Consider the following 16,561-nt stretch of genomic DNA (forward strand, 5'->3'; position numbering starts at 1 on the left):
TGCTTAGAATGTTGATGTGATGGTGACGCTCAAACCATTACTGGCTGGAACGTTTCGGCACACACCGCCCACACAGAAAATACCTTCTTGCTGTTTCCCGTAATTGGCCAGGAAACGTGTTCCTCCTCGGGTATAGCCCATGGAGAATATATAATAGTGAATTTGACGGATTTCTTCTGGGTTGCCGTAGTTGTAGGCATCCTGTACGGCAAAGAACCAGTTGGGTGAAATGCTGTACTCCACCAAAAGCATGGCCCAATCTCCGCGATCTTGATCGGTCCACATTCCCTGTGCTTCAAAACGCAAGGTGTGGTTTCTGGAGATCTTGTACTGCGCCTCCAAAATGGCGGCTTGCATATAGATGAACCCGGGCTTTCCTTCGATGACAGCGCGGTTGTATTCCTCGTAAATGTAAGTTCCGATAAACTTCCATTTACTGTTTACTTTCTTGGTGATCTCAATATTCAAGTCTTGGAAATAGCGCTCGTCTCCCCATGAAAAGAAGTCACTATCGTAACCATCCGTTCCCGGTTCGTAGATGCCGGTGGTGTCGTTCAACGGATTGAGGTCTAGAGACTGAGCTACAGAGTAATTCAGAGCGACCTGAGTTCCGTATTTTCCACCCAATGGGCTGTTGCGCTTGAAAGTATAGGTAAGCTCCCCTTGAAGGCCCATTTCTCCATTCGGTTGTGTAGCATAGGGATACAGAGCGGGTAGTCTATAGGTATGCTGCTTGGTCATTGCCGGCAGGTAGTTGATCAACAAGTCATTGACGGTCGCGGTCCGATCACTCCGGTAGTTCATGTTGTCTATGCGCTTTGCAGCCAGCAAGAGTCCAAGACCTTTACGCGAATAAGTCAAGTTCACCAGTAGGGCGTGTCCATCCTTGTAGATGTAGTTGTTGACCGTACTCGGGTCATTGATTTTGTAGGCGGCTTCGGTAAACAGCGTCCAGCGACCACGGCTGATGGTAGCACGTCCGGCCCAAGACCCTACGTTCAGAGGAAGGTTGTATCGCGGATCGCGATCCTCTTGGTATTTGGAGACGAAGCTACCTCCCAAGATGACGCGCCAGCGATTGTTGGCCAGTGAATCAATACTCTCGTTCAGGTTCCAATCGACGTCAATTCCCCGAACGATACCTTCCCCTTTATCGAAGTAGAACCGCTGCTGTCCAATAACTCCAGTTAGACGAACCCCTTTGGTCGGCTGAAATTTGACCCGGATACCGTCCATGGCATTGTCAAACCCAAGTCCTCGTTCTTCATAGGCTCTGAAGATGAGGCCAGATCCGAACTGCTCATAAAAGTTACCGGCTGTGATTTCCCAATCGTCTTGCGTATACGTTGCGTACCGATAGGGGATGCCTGTGCCCTTGTAGCGTGGATCGAACCCGAGCAAGGCATTCTCATAGCTCTCGAAACGAATACCTGCTTTGAAGTTTCCCCGCGTGTAGTTCAAATTCATGAACCCGTTCAACAAGAAATCCTCAGGAACATCAGGGGCACCAATCAAGGTGTCTTCCCGATAGTACTGAAAGTCTGTTTGAAAGTTACCGTGGATTTGCCCCAGGTCTGTATTTCCGATTTGTCCGAATACCGTTGTGGTACAAAACAAAAGGAAAAGAAGTCCGACTACTCTATTCCCTCGCATGGTTTAGGCTTTAGTGCGATAGGTCTTCGCCGTTGACCAAGCGAATGACATTATCGTATAGGTCCCCTTCATCCCCAGGGGCATATCCGCTGTGTTGCCAGACAATCTGACCATCTCCATCAACCAAGAAGGTGTGAGGAGGGTTTCCGACGTTCATAGCGCGTTTGAAGTCTGAATTTGGATCTAGGTAGATCTCGTATTCCCATCCGCGTCCGTTGACAAAAGGAGCAACGCGCATGGAATTTCTGGTATCGTCAATGGATACGGCAATCAACTTGACGCCGGTTTCATCTACCCAGTCGATGTATTCATCGTGAATAGCACTCAATTCGGTCACGCATGGCTTGCACCAAGTTGCCCAGAAGTTGATGATCATGGGTTTTCCATCGTTGTTCCATTCTGTTGTATTCACAATGCTACCTTCTAAATCTTGAAGGTCAACGGATGGAATGGTGGCTTGCGCCATCGAGGCGGTGGCCATACCAAGAAAAAGAAAGGCGAGTAGAATTTTCTTCATCGGTTTAGATTTTGTGTAATGTCAAAAGCAGTCCCGGCACCAGAGTACCAGGACTGCCCTGAAATTCATTGGTCGATGTTCTTAGTGGAGAACGCTCAACTTCTCAACGGATTGCGTTCCGTTGTACTCCAAGTTGATGTAGTACAATCCAGCTTCCCAGTTGGTTGTTCCGAATTCAATGCTGTTCGCGCCTTCGGTTCCGTTTACTGTTCCGCGAGCAACTTCTTGTCCGATGGTATTGACCACGGTGAAGTTAATGTCTCCGTTGGCTGGCAATTGCAAGCTCAAGGTCGCAGATTCATTCGCTGGATTCGGGAACACTTCAACACTGTTGAGTGCTGTTTCTTCCATGCTCACGGTAGCTGTGTAGTCGAATGGGTGCTCAATGTCTGTTGTGTAAACTCCATCCCCTTCAACAAAACGCACTAAATCCAATTGCTCGATCCAGTATTTACCTGCACCGTAACCTGCGTTGATTCCGTCACCGTAGCTATCCAATACTTCTAGGGTATGGCACTCTACATCGGTCAAACTCAAGTTGTGTGTGTGGTCCATTGTGGTGTTTGAACTCAAATCAGAGTAAGGACCGCCGCTCTCAACGATCAAACCTTGCTCGTTGCGAATTCTCCAAGTGATTTCGCTTCCGTAGCGGTCTTGACGCATGATGAGCTTCAATGTACCCAAACCAGAGTTTTGAGAAATTCCGCTTTGTGATCCGCTGTTGTCCGTAGCATCTTGATCGGCAGAACCGTTCACATTCACGATGTCCACGTTCAAGGTGTTGCTTCCATTATCGGTAAAGGCGATTGCTGGAAGAGCAATGGTCTGATTCGCCAATGGCAACAAGGTTCCAGTCCAGTTGTGTGTTTGTGTGCCTGAACCGTTTACATCGTAGCTGAAGTCGATGCTGGTGATGGTATCGCTTCCGAAGTTTTGGAATTGAACCGTAGGATTTACCTCCAAAGCACAAACTTCAGTTTCTGAGCTTACCCCGCGCATTTTCGCGTTAGCAGTGAACGGGAAGTTCACGTAGTCGATGGTTCCACCCGTACCAGAAACGATGTCTTGTTGCGTTTCTGAAACGAACACAACCACTTCCAAGTCAGCAATCTCTACTGGAATGCTGTTGATGTTGGCTGGAATAGTCCAGGTATACGAACGACTGATGAGTGTACCTGCAGTAGTCGTGTCGATATCGGCACCCCACTGGCCGGTCATCAAGTGACGCAGCATGTGCTGGTGATTGTAGGTTCCGTCTGGGTTCAACATCTCTGGGTACAAGGTAGCGGCTCCCACCTGAGGTCCAGCAACACCGTTTTGCAAAACAGCAATGTTCAATTTGTTTTGTGCAGCACCGTCAGCGGTGTAGTACACTTCAACATCAACAGTCAAGGTGTTGGCTGTTACGTCAATGGTTGCATCAAAGGCAACGTTCAAGTAGCTCGAATCAGCAAGAACTAAGTTTCCAGCGTCATCCCAATCTCCACGGCTCATAGCAGTACCTGAAGAGTTTTGAGAATACGTAGGGCTGAAGTCCTGACGATTGATGGTTCCTGCAGGATATCCTGCCAAGTTGGTTTGGTTCGCGATGGACGATCCGAAAGAAGTGGTGAAGTTCGGTTGTCCTGGTCCAGGATTGGCAAATCCGCCAGTATGGATGTTGATCAAGAATACATCTCCTGGGTTAGCAGCAGCGTATTGATTGGCCAATTTGTGTCCGTCAGGGCACCATGTACAGTTGATTCCGGTGAACTCCTCTAACACTACATTTCGGTTTTCTGGTGTAGTGCTCACTGGGAGCTGTGCGAAAGCGGCAAACGAAGTCATTGCCGCTACACTTAGTAGTAGTCTCTTCATAATCCTATTTAAGTTTTAGACAAAGTAGATTCGGTCAAGGCCGGTAAATTTAATAAAGTTCCAGCGAAATTAATTAACTTTACATCCCTTTTGTCGTAACATAAATGGCTTAAAATGAAGAAAATTCTACTCCTTCTCATTGCATTTTCAGCGGTCACTTCCTTGACGGCCCAAACTCTTTGGCTAGAAAAGTCGAACGATGTGGAAATCGGTTCCGCCGGCGATTTTGAATTGGTGTCCTACAATCCGGTTGTGAATACGGGAACAACTCCTATGTCCATCAAGGTGACGCGCCGCATAGTTTCAGATAACCCTTCTTTTGACAATGCGATTTGCTGGCAGTTGTGCTACTTGCCAACGACCGACACTACTCCAGATCCCTTGATGTTGAATCCAGGAGATACAATCTTGAATTTCAGCGGACACTTGTATCCGAATGGAACCACGGGCTCAACGACTATTGAGTACATCTTTTACGATGAGAATAACCCGAGCAACCAGTGGACGTATGAAGTGGAGTACAACGTCTTCGGGGTGAGCTTGGAAGAGAACGAATTGGCTTTGAGCGCACCGTATCCAAACCCTGCAAGCGATGTCGTTAAATTCGACGTGCAAAACAGTTCAGCGGCGACCTTGGAGATCTTCGATATGTTGGGTAAGAAAGTTGGCGAGCGCCACTTATCGGCCCGTGAGGGCCAGGTGACACTTCAAGTGTCTCACCTGCAGCCAGGCTTGTATTTTGCGACTGTACGCAGCGATCGTGGAGATGCCGTAGAGACCAAGCGATTGGTGATTCAGCGATAAGCTTTACAACCAAACAACCAGAACAAACTAAAGCTCCGCCCGCGCGGGGCTTTTTTTTACCTTTGTGGCCCAAACCGACCACTTGTGAAATCGAGGAAAAAGGAGGCTCTGGACTACCACGCAAAAGGTAGGCCGGGCAAGATCGAGGTTACCCCCACAAAAGAATACAGTTCTCAACGCGACTTGAGCCTGGCGTACTCGCCTGGGGTGGCCGATCCGTGCTTGGAGATTGAGAAGAATCCATCGGATGCGTACAAGTACACCGCTAAGGGAAACTTGGTGGCGGTTATTTCGAATGGAACAGCCGTTCTGGGCTTAGGAGATATCGGGCCGTTGGCCGGGAAACCGGTGATGGAAGGAAAGGGTCTGCTCTTTAAGATCTTTGCGGACATCGACGTTTTTGACATCGAGGTAGATGCCACGGATGTCGACAAATTCGTGGAGACGGTAAAAGCCATTTCGCCCACGTTCGGCGGAATCAACCTCGAAGATATCAAGGCGCCCGAAGCTTTTGAAATTGAAGAGCGCCTAAAGGAGGAGCTCGACATTCCGGTCATGCACGACGATCAACACGGTACGGCCATAATCTCGGCTGCCGCTTTGTTGAACGCTCTAGAACTCGCAGAGAAAAATATTGAAGACATACAGGTTGTGGTCAGTGGAGCAGGAGCTGCGGCCATTAGCTGCGCCAAGTTGTACTGCGCCCTCGGAGTGAAGCACGAGAACGTGGTCATGCTCGACAGTAAGGGCGCTTTGCGCACAGATCGCGAAGGCCTGGACAAATACAAGAGTCAGTTTGTGACCGAGAAACCGGTACATACCTTGGAAGACGCAATGAAAGGAGCGGACGTCTTTCTGGGACTGTCTAAAGGAGGACTGGTGACCAAGGAAATGGTGCAGTCCATGGCGGATCGTCCAATTGTCTTTGCCTTGGCGAATCCCGATCCGGAGATCAGCTATGCCGATGCGATGGACGCTCGTCCCGATGCCATCATGGCGACCGGTCGATCGGACAATCCGAACCAGGTGAATAACGTATTGGGTTTCCCCTACATATTCAGGGGAGCTATTGATGTTCGAGCCAAGTCCATTAACGAAGAAATGAAGGTCGCTGCCGTTCGCGCTATTGCGGAATTGGCCAAGCAGCCCGTGCCTGAGGAAGTGGTTTTGGCCTACGACGATCGCAACTTGAACTTTGGTCCGGACTACATCATCCCTAAGCCCTTCGATCCACGATTGATCAGCACCGTAGCACCTGCCGTGGCGCAAGCCGCCATGGAAAGCGGAGTGGCCCTTAAGGACATCGAGAACTGGGAGCTCTACAAGCTCGGTTTGAACAAGCGTCTGGGGATGGACAACAAGCTCCTTCGACACATCACGATTCGCGCCAAGCGCAATCCAAAGCGCGTAGTGTTTGCAGAAGCCGAGAACTACAACGTATTGAAGGCCGCGCAAATCACTATGGACGAAGGGATTTGTAAACCGATCCTCCTCGGAAATACGGAGCGCATCAAGGAGCTGATTCACGAGCACCAGATGGACTTTAACGGGACCCCTATTTTGGATCCCAAAGCGGAGAATACCCGCGAAACCCGCCACAAATTTGCCGAGGAGCTCTGGCAAAAACGCCAGCGCATGGGGATCACCCTTTACGAGGCTCAGCGCTTGATGCGGGAACGAAATTACTTTGGCAGCATGTTGGTGGAAATGGGTGAGGCCGATGCCCTCATCAGCGGAGTATCGCGCAGCTACCCCAACACCATCAAACCAGCGCTTCAATGTATTGGACGTGCTCCTGGAGTGAAGAAAGTCGCCGGGATGTACATTTTGATGACCAAGAAAGGACCTCTTTTCTTGGCCGACACCACCATCAACGTCAATCCGACGGGAAGTGAGATTGCGGACATCGCTTTAATGGCGGCCCGTACCGTTCGTGAATTTGGTATTGTACCGCGTATTGCATTGCTGAGCTACAGCAACTTCGGAAGTTCGCGCGACGCGAATACGGAGAAAATGGCCTACGCCCGGGATTTGCTCAAGCGCCGTTTCCCAGAGATGATTATCGACGGAGAGATCCAGTCGAACTTCGCCCTCAACGTAGAGCTCTTGCAGGAGACCTTCTCATTCTCTGACTTGGCTAAGTACGGGGCAAACGTCTTGATCTTCCCAAGCCTAGAATCGGGCAATATCTCGTACAAACTCATTCAAGAATTGACGGGCGCTGAGGCCATTGGTCCGATCCTCATGGGGATGAATAAGCCCATGCACGTGCTGCAACTGGGAGCGGGTGTACATGAAATTGTCAACATGGTCACCATTGCTGCGGCCGAAGCTCAAATCAAAAACCGATGATTACACATTTGCGCGGAAGACTCGTCGAAAAGAGTCCAACTCATGCCGTCATCGAATGTAATGGAGTAGGGTATCAAGTTCAGATTACCCTGAGCACCTATGAGAAGCTGCCATCAGACGAGGCGGTCTTCTTGTATACGCATTTGCAGGTGCGCGAGGATGCGCATACCCTTTACGGTTTTGCCGATGCAACGGAACGAGCGTTTTTCAGACTGTTGATCAGTGTGAGCGGAGTCGGAGCCAGCACTGCTCAAGTTGTCTTAAGTAGTATGAGCCCTGCGGAACTGCAGCAGGCACTGGTCACGGAGAACGTAGCGGCCATGCAGGCCATCAAGGGTATTGGCGCCAAAACGGCCCAACGCATCATCATCGACCTCAAAGGAAAGGCCGCTACACTCGAAGTTGATGGTGAAATTTCTTTACCGACAAGCAATACGGCCCGAGACGAGGCGTTAACTGCATTGGATGTGCTAGGCTTCCCGAAGGCGAAGTCGCAAAAAGTAGTGGATGCCCTGCTGAAAAAAGATCCCGATTTGAGCGTGGAGGTCTTGATCAAGCAGGCGTTGAATAATATTTGAGGGGAAATTAGAGGTGGCATTGCGTCATAGTACACAGAGCCTGCGATGGCTATTTTTGTTGTTAACGGTTGCGGTTTTTCTGCCTACGGCAGGATGGGCCCAGACCGACACGTCGGATACCGGCGGTTCTGAGCAGGGCGATCTGATACTGGATGAGCCTGGGAACGTCACGGAATCCGTTCAATACGACCCCGTATCCAATCAGTACGTCATCCAGCGGATGATGGGTGATTTCCCACTCGGCCCTCCACAGTTCCTGTCTCCCACAGAATACCAAGACTACGTTTTCAGTCAACAGAACGATGACTACTGGGACAACAAATCCGGTCAAGGCGGCAATAGCGGTCTGGGGAGCGGTCTTGAAGAAGCCGGGGGACTTCTTCCCCAATTCCAGGTCGGTGGTGAAGATTTCGATCGACTCTTTGGCGGTAACACCGTAGATATCCGACCCCGTGGGTCGGCTTCTTTGATTTTCGGGGCCATGATTAACCGCACGGATAACCCCGCCCTTCCTGAACGAAATCGCCGTACGGCTAGCTTCAACTTTGACGAGCGCATTCAGATGAACGTCACCGGTTCCATCGGAGATAAACTGCGCATCACAACGAACTACGATACCGAAGCTACCTTCAGCTTCGAAAATCAAATGAAACTCGAGTACACGGGGGATGAAGATGAAATCATCCAGCGACTCGAAGTGGGAAATGTTGGTTTGCCCTTGAACTCCACGCTCATTACTGGGGCCCAAAGCCTCTTCGGGGTTAAGGCGCAAGCTCGATTCGGAAAAGCCACCGTAACTACTGTATTTTCCGAACAGAAGAGTGAAACCAGCACTATTGATGTGGAGGGCGGTGCTCGTACCCAGGAATTCGAGATTCGGGTCGATGAGTACGAGGCCAACCGACACTTCTTCTTGAGCCAGTACTTCTATGAGAACTACGATCAGTGGCTCGAGCAGCTTCCCGTCATCACGTCGGGAATTGAAATCACCAAGATTGAGGTCTGGGTCACGAACAGAACCAACATTACCGATGATACCCGAAACATTGTCGGTTTCATGGACCTCGGTGAGCGGAACATCAACAACCCGGTCATCGCGTACAATGGCGGAACCTTCCCGGATAACGCCATCAACACCCTGAATCCAGAGGACTTCGCCAACCCGCAAACACGGGACATCAACCAGGTCAACGATTACTTGAATGCCTTCGGATTCCGCGAGCAAATCGACTACGCTGAACTGGAAACGGCCCGCCGACTCCGTTCAAACGAATACACCTTCCATCCGAACCTCGGTTACATCTCTTTGAATCAGAGTCTGAACGCCGATGAGGTCCTTGGGGTAGCCTTCCAATACACCCTGAACGGTCAAACCTATCAGGTAGGGGAATTCTCCAACGACGGTATCGATGCTCCTCAGACTTTGATGGTGAAGTTGCTGAAGAGTGTCATCGTTGCGGTGAATCAGCCGATGTGGGATTTGATGATGAAGAACGTCTATAACATCGGTGCGTTCCAAGTCAACCCACAAGATTTCCGATTGGATGTATTGTACGCCAATGATGAGACGGGACAACCGATGAACTTCATTCCAGAAGGCGAACTTTCCAACGAGATTCTTCTTCGCGTTTTGAACGTCGATAAACTCAACAACAACAACGACCCTTTCCCCGATGGGGTGTATGACTTTGTGCCAGGACTCACCATTATTCCCAGCAACGGGCGAATCATGTTCCCCGTGGCCGAGCCGTTTGGAGACCACCTCAGGAGTCAATTTGAAGCTGTAGGAGACGGGGCACTGGCGGATGATTACGTTTACGATCAGCTTTACGACAGTACCAAGTTCGTGGCCCAGCAGGACGCTGTGCACAACAAATTCCTATTCCGAGGTAGTTATCGATCGAGCAGTAGTAGTGAGATACCGCTGAACGCCATGAACGTCCCTCAGGGTTCCGTGACTGTAACCGCCGGTGGACAGCAACTTGTGGAGAACGTTCACTACACCGTAGATTACAACCTCGGTCGAGTAAAAATCATCGACGAAGGATTGTTGAATTCAGGAACGCCTATTCAAATCTCGCTCGAAAACAACTCGCTCTTTAACTTCCAGGCGAAGCGATTCATGGGGGCCCATGTCGACTACGAGTTTAGCGACGACCTCATGCTCGGGGGTACCATTCTCAACCTTGGGGAACGTCCCTTGACCCAAAAGGTCAATATGGGAGATGAGCCCATCAACAATACGATTTGGGGTTTAAATGGAAACTACTCTACGGAGTCTCGCTTCCTGACACGTATGGTGGACGCCCTTCCCGGTATCAGCACCAAGGCTAAATCGACCATTAACGTAACGGGTGAATTTGCCCAGCTGATCCCCGGTTCTCCTCGAGGGATTAAGATCGATGGGGACGGTACCAGCTACATTGATGACTTCGAGAACAGCCAAACGACTATTGATATTCGGACCGTTACCCAATGGCAGATTGCCTCAACCCCACAGGGGCAACCCGAACTTTGGCCTGAAGCTGAACTCAGCGACGATGTCGCCTATGGTCTAAACCGAGCCAAGCTTGCTTGGTACGTGGTTGACCCACTTTTCCACCGAAACAATACGCTTACTCCAGATCACATCCGCAACGACCCCGACCAGCAGAGTAACCACTTTGTCCGTGAAGTCCTGATTACGGAGCTCTTTCCAGCGAAGGATATCCCGAACGGTCAACCAACCAACATGGCCGTGATGAACATGGCCTTCTATCCGGATGAGCGCGGACCGTACAACTTCGATGTGGAGCCGACAGCTTTTTCAGCTGGTTTGAATGCAGATGGATCGCTGGCTCAGCCTCAAACGCGATGGGGAGGTATTATGCGCGCCATTACCCAGTCGAACTTCGAAACGGCCAATGTCGAATTCATCCAGATGTGGATTTTGGATCCCTTTGTTTACGATCCGGACGGAGAAGGGGGAGACCTGTACATTCACTTAGGAAATATCTCTGAAGACATTCTTCGCGATAACCGAAAGTCCTTTGAGAATGGTTTGCCAGAAGGGACGGATTTAATCGATGTCGATTCTACGGCTTGGGGACATGTGCCGACCAATCAATCTATTGTCAATGCCTTTGCCAATGATCCCGATGCTCGTGCTCGTCAGGATATCGGATTGGATGGATTGAACAACACCTTGGAAGCCAGCTGGCCGTACAACAATGTAGACGGCGCACCGACCTATTTGGACTTGATCGCAGCCGCTTACGGAACTAACTCTGGCGCTTACCAACAAGCCTTGCAAGATCCGGGTAATGATGACTACCATTACTACCGTGGATCGGATTACGATGACGCGGAAGTCAGCATCTTGGACCGCTACAAGCTGTACAACAATACACAAGGGAACTCTCCTGTTGGAACCAGTATTGAGCCCTATCCAACCGCCGCCACAACACTGCCTGATGTCGAAGACATCAACCAAGACCAGACCCTAAGTAAAACTGAGGCGTATTACCAGTACCGAATCAGTATCCGTCCGGAAGACATGGTGGTCGGAGAGAACTACATTACCGATGCAGTAACGGCTTCGGTTAAGCTTCAGAACGGACAGGTTGATGAGGTGACTTGGTATCAGCTTAAAGTGCCCATTTTTGAGCCAGATCGCGTTGTTGGAAACATCTTTGATTTCCGAAGCATTCGATTCATGCGAATGGTGTATACAGGGTTCCAAGATTCCTTGATCATGCGTTTTGCTCGTCTTGAGTTTGTGCGAAGTGATTGGAGACGTTATCAAGACAACTTGGCTGTACCCGGAGAAAATCTAGATGACGATTCGGACGACGACACCAACTTCGATTTGACGGCGGTTAACCTCGAAGAAAATGGTCAGCGTACGCCGATTCCCTATGTGATTCCTCCTGGAATTGATCGTCAGGTCCTTTTCGGTACCACCAACCTACAGGCACAGAACGAGCAGTCGATTAGTCTCCGGGCATGTGAGTTGGAAGACGGGGATGCCCGAGCAGCCTTCAAGAACATCAACATGGATATGCGGAACTACAACCGCATCAAGATGTTTGTCCACGCGGAAGACGCGCGTGACGGTGATGATCTCCAGGACGGCGATATGACGGCCTTCATGCGAATCGGATCCGATTTTACTCAGAACTACTATGAATATGAGATTCCGGTAACCGTTACACCTTGGGGAACTTCAGATCCGGATTTGATTTGGCCAGAAGAGAACGAATTCGACTTCAGTTTTGATGAAATCACACAGGCTAAATTGGCCCGGAACAACGCCATGCAGGGCAATCCGGATGTGAATTTGACGACTCCATTTACGGTCATCAATGCCAAGGGTCACCGAATTACTGTTGTGGGTAACCCGAGTTTGGGGAATGCCCGTACCATCATGCTCGGTATGCGGAATCCGAAAAAACTGGGGCCAAGTGATCCGGATGACGGCATGAGCAAATGTGCCGAATTCTGGTTCAATGAGTTGCGTCTAACGGACTTTGACCAACGTGGAGGATACGCAGCAACCCTTCGTGCCGTTGCCAAGCTGGCGGATTTCGGTACGGTGAGCCTTTCGGGTAACTACAGCACCATTGGATTTGGAGGCATCGACAAGGCCGTCCAAGACCGAAACAAGGAAGAAATTCTGGAGTACAACTTCCAGTCGAATTTGAACTTGGGTCAATTCTTTGGAAACTCGGGTATTCGCATTCCGATGTACTTCGGGTATGGAGAGCGAATTGCCAATCCAATGTTTAACGAATTGGATACAGACATCGAAACGTCAGAAGCATATGACGCATTAGATACCCGTCAGGAAAGAGATTCCCTCAAGAACATCATTCAGGATTACACGCGACGGACAAGCGTTAACTTCACCAATGTCCGCAAGGAACGAACCGGTGGAGGTGGTCGACCACAGCCGCAGGCTGGGCCGGGTGTTCCAAGAGGTCCCGGAGCGCCAACGCAGCAGGCTCCGAAAAAGGAAATGCCTTGGGATATCGAGAACTTCTCAGTGACCTATTCCTATAACGAGACGTACCACCGAGATGTAAACACGGAGTACTCGGTCATGAAGAATACCCAAGGGCAGCTGGCGTATAACTTCAATACCCGACCGGAGAACGTTCGACCTTTCCGAAACGTCAACTTCCTTCGAAGCTCTAAATGGTTGCGCCTGTTCAGCGAAGCGAACTTCTACTATCTACCTAGCCGATTTGCCTTCCAGACCAACATTCGACGTGATTACGCGGAGACGAAGCTGAGAAACAACAGCGATGCGATTCTACTGATTGAGCCAAACTACAACAAGGCCTTTACAATGGATCGGATCTACGACTTGAAGTACGATCTGACCAAGAACATCAAGATTGACTATACGGCCACCTCGAATAACCGGATTGACGAACCAGAAGGGGCCATAGACGACAGTGCGCGTGATACCATTTGGTCGAATTTCTGGAGCGGGGGACGTTCAACGCGCTTCCACCAGACCTTGAACTTCAATTGGAATCTACCTGTGAACTTGATTCCGATTCTTGACTGGACTAATGCGACCTACCGCTACACCAGTAACTACGACTGGACTACGGCCTCACAGACGCGTTTGAGTTTTGGGAATACCATTCAGAACAGCAACACCCAACAGTACAACCTACAGTTCAACTTCACACAGCTCTACAACAAGGTCGGATTCTTGCGCAATGCCAATCAGCGCCAGAACAACACGCGAAGAATGCCTACGCGTCGACAACAAGAGCCGGGCGCAGGTGATGAAGAAGAGGAAGAAAAAGAGAAGAGCGGCGAGTTTGGCAAAGGCGTTCTGCGATTCTTGATGATGGTGAAGAACGGTAACATCAGCTACACGGAAAACAATGGAACGCTTTTGCCGGGTTACTTGCCGGGCGTATCGTTCTTCGGACTCACCTCATACAATGGCAGTATGGCACCTTCTCTTGGGTTTGTCTTTGGATCTCAAGCGGATATTCGCCCTGAGGCCGCACTCAATGGCTGGATCACAACAGATACCCTGCAGAATCAGCGTTATGCCCAAACGGTGGCTCAAAACTTGAACCTGCGTTTGAATTTAGAGCCTATACGCGACTTCCGAATTGAATTGACTGGTAACCGCACCTATGCGGAGAACTTCGAGTCTTTCTTCCGCTATGATCCAGATACTGATGACTTCGTGGATTTGAACCCGATGTATCGCGGAAACCTGAGCATTAGTTTCTTGAGTTGGTCTACAGCCTTTGAGAAGGTCAGCTTTAGTGACGGAACGTTCCAGTCTGACGCGTACGATCAGTTTCTAGAAAACCGATTTGTCATCGCCGAGCGACTAGCCCTGGACCGAGACGGGATAGTAGTCATTGACGATTCTACTGGATTCCCCGTCGGTTATGGTCCAACCCAACAGGATGTATTGATTCCCGCGTTCTTGGCAGCTTACCAAGGCCGTGATGCTTCATCCTACAACACAGCCACTATCCGAAATACGCCGCTCCCGAACTGGCGAATTACGTACGACGGATTGATGAAGATTCCGTGGGTTCGCGAGACCTTCCGAACGGTGACCTTGAGCCATGCTTATCGCTCCAGCTATACGGTGGGGAGCTTCCAAACAGACTTACGGGTTCAGGACGATCCAGATGGAATTGACCCTGGTGGAAACTATTATGCCGAGTACCAGATTCAGACGGTGGCCATTCGCGAATCATTCTCCCCATTGGCTAAGATTGACGTTACCCTGAACAACAGTTTGACCTCACGGGTCGAAATGCGCCGCGACCGAAGCATGACCATGAGCTTTGCAAACAACCAGATTACTGAAGTCGCGGGAAGGGAGTACATTTTTGGACTTGGATATCGCTTCCGAGATGTTCCGTTCCGTGTAAAAAGCGGTGGACGGACACGTCGAATTGTATCGGACTTGAATGTTCAGGCGGACGTTTCGATTCGACAGAACAGAACCATCATTCGACGAATTGTTGAAGGAACCACCTTGCCTACCGGTGGTCAGAGTTTGGTGAAGATTCAAGTCTCCGCCGATTACGTAATTTCTCGACGCTTTAACGTTCGACTCTTCTTCGATCGTGTGATGACCAATTACGTGGTATCCACAGCCTTCCCAACGGCGAATACCAACTTCGGAATCGAGATGCGATTCACTCTAGGTCAGTGATAGAACTTTCTCTATTTTAGGGCCTCAATAAAGCACTACCAAATGAATATCCCAGAGGATTTAAAGTACACCAAAGACCACGAGTGGATCCGCAAAGAAGGAGATCTCTACGTCGTGGGTATTACTGATTTTGCCCAAGGCGAATTGGGGGACATCGTTTACGTTGAAGTGGAAACGGAAGGCGATGAATTGGACGGAGAAGAAGTCTTTGGATCTGTCGAAGCCGTGAAAACCGTATCTGATCTATTCATGCCCATGGCGGGAGAAGTGGTTGAATTCAACGCTGCACTTGAGGATGATCCAGAAAAAGTCAATGACGACCCCTATGGAGAGGGTTGGATGATCAAGATCAAGGCGAGCAATGACGGCGATTACGACAGCCTGTTGGATGCAGCCGGATACAAAGAAGTCATCGGTGCTTAATACGGCCCTGCTCCGGCGATTCGTACCCTCCATACTTTGGATGTGCGTGATCTTGCTCACTAGTTTGACGCCCGGAGGAGATATGCCAAGGGTCCAGTTCTCCGATAAGTTTGCCCACGCATTTGTCTATTTTGTCTTGACCATTCTGCTGGCCCGCGCTTGGCTCAAACAAGATCACAAGGTAGTTTGGCGCAATAGAGCGTTCCTTCTCGCGTTTATTGTGAGCATGGTTTTTGGGATAATGTTGGAGCTCTTTCAGCATTATTTCATCGAAGGCCGGAAAGGAGAAGTCCTAGATGTGGTGGCCAATATGGCGGGCTCGCTCTTCGCTTTTCCCATGCACCGCTTACTCAAAGGAGGAAGCTTTACTTAAAATTAATGGCACTTTTTGGTGTCCCGTGGGCGAATGCCTATTTTTAACGCTCAATTCTGAAAGGCAATGCAACAGAAGAAAAATCCACAAGCTGATCTAGAACGCTCACGTTCGATCTTTACGCTCGTAGGGTTGATCATCGCCCTTGGGGTCGTGATCTTCGCTTTCGAGTGGAAAACGTACGAGCGCGAGTTGATGGATCTCGGATCTCTCGATATGGAGATCGATGAAGAAATGGTTCCTGTGACCATCCGTCAAAAGAAACCACCACCCCCTCCACCTCCTCCCCCCGAAGTGATTCAAGTCGTTGAAGACGATATTGAAATTGAGGATGAAATCGAGATTCAAGATCAAGACTTCGATGAGGAAGAGATCATTGAAATTATTGAAGAGCCGGAAGAGGAAGTACTGGAGCCCATGAACTTCATGGTTGTAGAAAACAAGCCGGTCTTCCCGGGCTGTGAGCACCTCAAGGATTCACAAGAGCAGTATATGTGCTTTAATCAAAAGATTGCCGAGCACATCCGCACCGTCTTCAAATACCCTCCTATTGCCAAGGATATGGGTATTCAAGGAAAGGTGTACGTCACCTTCGTTATCGATCAACAAGGAGCCATTACAGATGCAACTGTTGCTCGTAGTGTGGATAAGCACCTCGATGCGGAAGCGGTACGAATTGTGGAGACTTTACCAAAAATGACTCCAGCCAAGCAGCGTGGAAAGTCCGTACCGGTTGCCTTTACGGTACCGATTAACTTTAAGCTGCAGTAAAAGACTTGCTTCATAAAGAATAGAAGAGCCCTCGGAATTTTCCG

The 16,561-nt window shown here is 49.8% G+C and carries 10 protein-coding genes; 7 read left to right on the plus strand and 3 right to left on the minus strand.

All coding sequences use genetic code 11. The features are described from left to right. Positions 1–3: 3 nt before the first annotated feature. From HZ996_04610 to HZ996_04620, 3 genes are all read right to left on the minus strand, one after another. Positions 4–1,653, minus strand: coding sequence for a hypothetical protein (locus HZ996_04610; GenBank protein QTN38457.1), 1,650 nt, complete (start codon positions 1,651–1,653; stop codon positions 4–6). 10 nt (positions 1,654–1,663) lie between these two features. Continuing rightward, positions 1,664–2,170 carry a TlpA family protein disulfide reductase gene (locus tag HZ996_04615; protein ID QTN38458.1) on the minus strand — a complete coding sequence of 169 codons (507 nt, stop codon included), beginning with the start codon at positions 2,168–2,170 and terminating at the stop codon, positions 1,664–1,666. 81 nt (positions 2,171–2,251) lie between these two features. Next, a complete protein-coding gene (locus HZ996_04620; protein ID QTN38459.1) occupies positions 2,252–4,027 on the minus strand; it encodes an Omp28-related outer membrane protein in 1,776 nt (591 codons plus the stop codon). A 114-nt stretch (positions 4,028–4,141) separates the two neighbouring features. On the opposite strand from HZ996_04620, the gene HZ996_04625 reads away from it, so the two are divergent. The 7 genes from HZ996_04625 to HZ996_04655 all read left to right on the plus strand — a co-directional run bounded on the left by HZ996_04625 (position 4,142) and on the right by HZ996_04655 (position 16,517). Continuing rightward, the gene (locus HZ996_04625; protein ID QTN38460.1) at positions 4,142–4,831 is read left to right on the plus strand and encodes a T9SS type A sorting domain-containing protein; all 690 of its coding nucleotides are present in this window, start codon (positions 4,142–4,144) and stop codon (positions 4,829–4,831) included. 84 nt (positions 4,832–4,915) lie between these two features. Then, a complete protein-coding gene (locus tag HZ996_04630) occupies positions 4,916–7,183 on the plus strand; it encodes an NADP-dependent malic enzyme (protein ID QTN38461.1) in 2,268 nt (755 codons plus the stop codon). Further along, positions 7,180–7,761: a Holliday junction branch migration protein RuvA gene (gene ruvA, locus HZ996_04635; protein ID QTN38462.1), complete on the plus strand. Its 582-nt coding sequence runs from the start codon at positions 7,180–7,182 to the stop codon at positions 7,759–7,761. Before HZ996_04630 ends, ruvA begins: the two co-directional genes overlap by 4 nt. Positions 7,762–7,819: 58 nt before the next feature. Beyond that, a complete protein-coding gene (gene sprA, locus HZ996_04640) occupies positions 7,820–14,950 on the plus strand; it encodes a cell surface protein SprA (protein QTN38463.1) in 7,131 nt (2,376 codons plus the stop codon). 42 nt (positions 14,951–14,992) lie between these two features. After that, complete coding sequence (gene gcvH, locus HZ996_04645; GenBank protein ID QTN38464.1) at positions 14,993–15,373, plus strand: glycine cleavage system protein GcvH; 381 nt, start codon at positions 14,993–14,995, stop codon at positions 15,371–15,373. A 46-nt stretch (positions 15,374–15,419) separates the two neighbouring features. Continuing rightward, positions 15,420–15,746: a VanZ family protein gene (vanZ, locus tag HZ996_04650; GenBank protein ID QTN38465.1), complete on the plus strand. Its 327-nt coding sequence runs from the start codon at positions 15,420–15,422 to the stop codon at positions 15,744–15,746. A 66-nt stretch (positions 15,747–15,812) separates the two neighbouring features. After that, positions 15,813–16,517, plus strand: a complete 705-nt coding sequence (locus HZ996_04655; GenBank protein ID QTN38466.1) for a TonB family protein — start codon at positions 15,813–15,815, stop codon at positions 16,515–16,517. Positions 16,518–16,561: the final 44 nt, after the last annotated feature.

This window comes from Cryomorphaceae bacterium (assembly GCA_017798125.1).
GTDB lineage: Bacteria > Bacteroidota > Bacteroidia > Flavobacteriales > ECT2AJA-044 > ECT2AJA-044.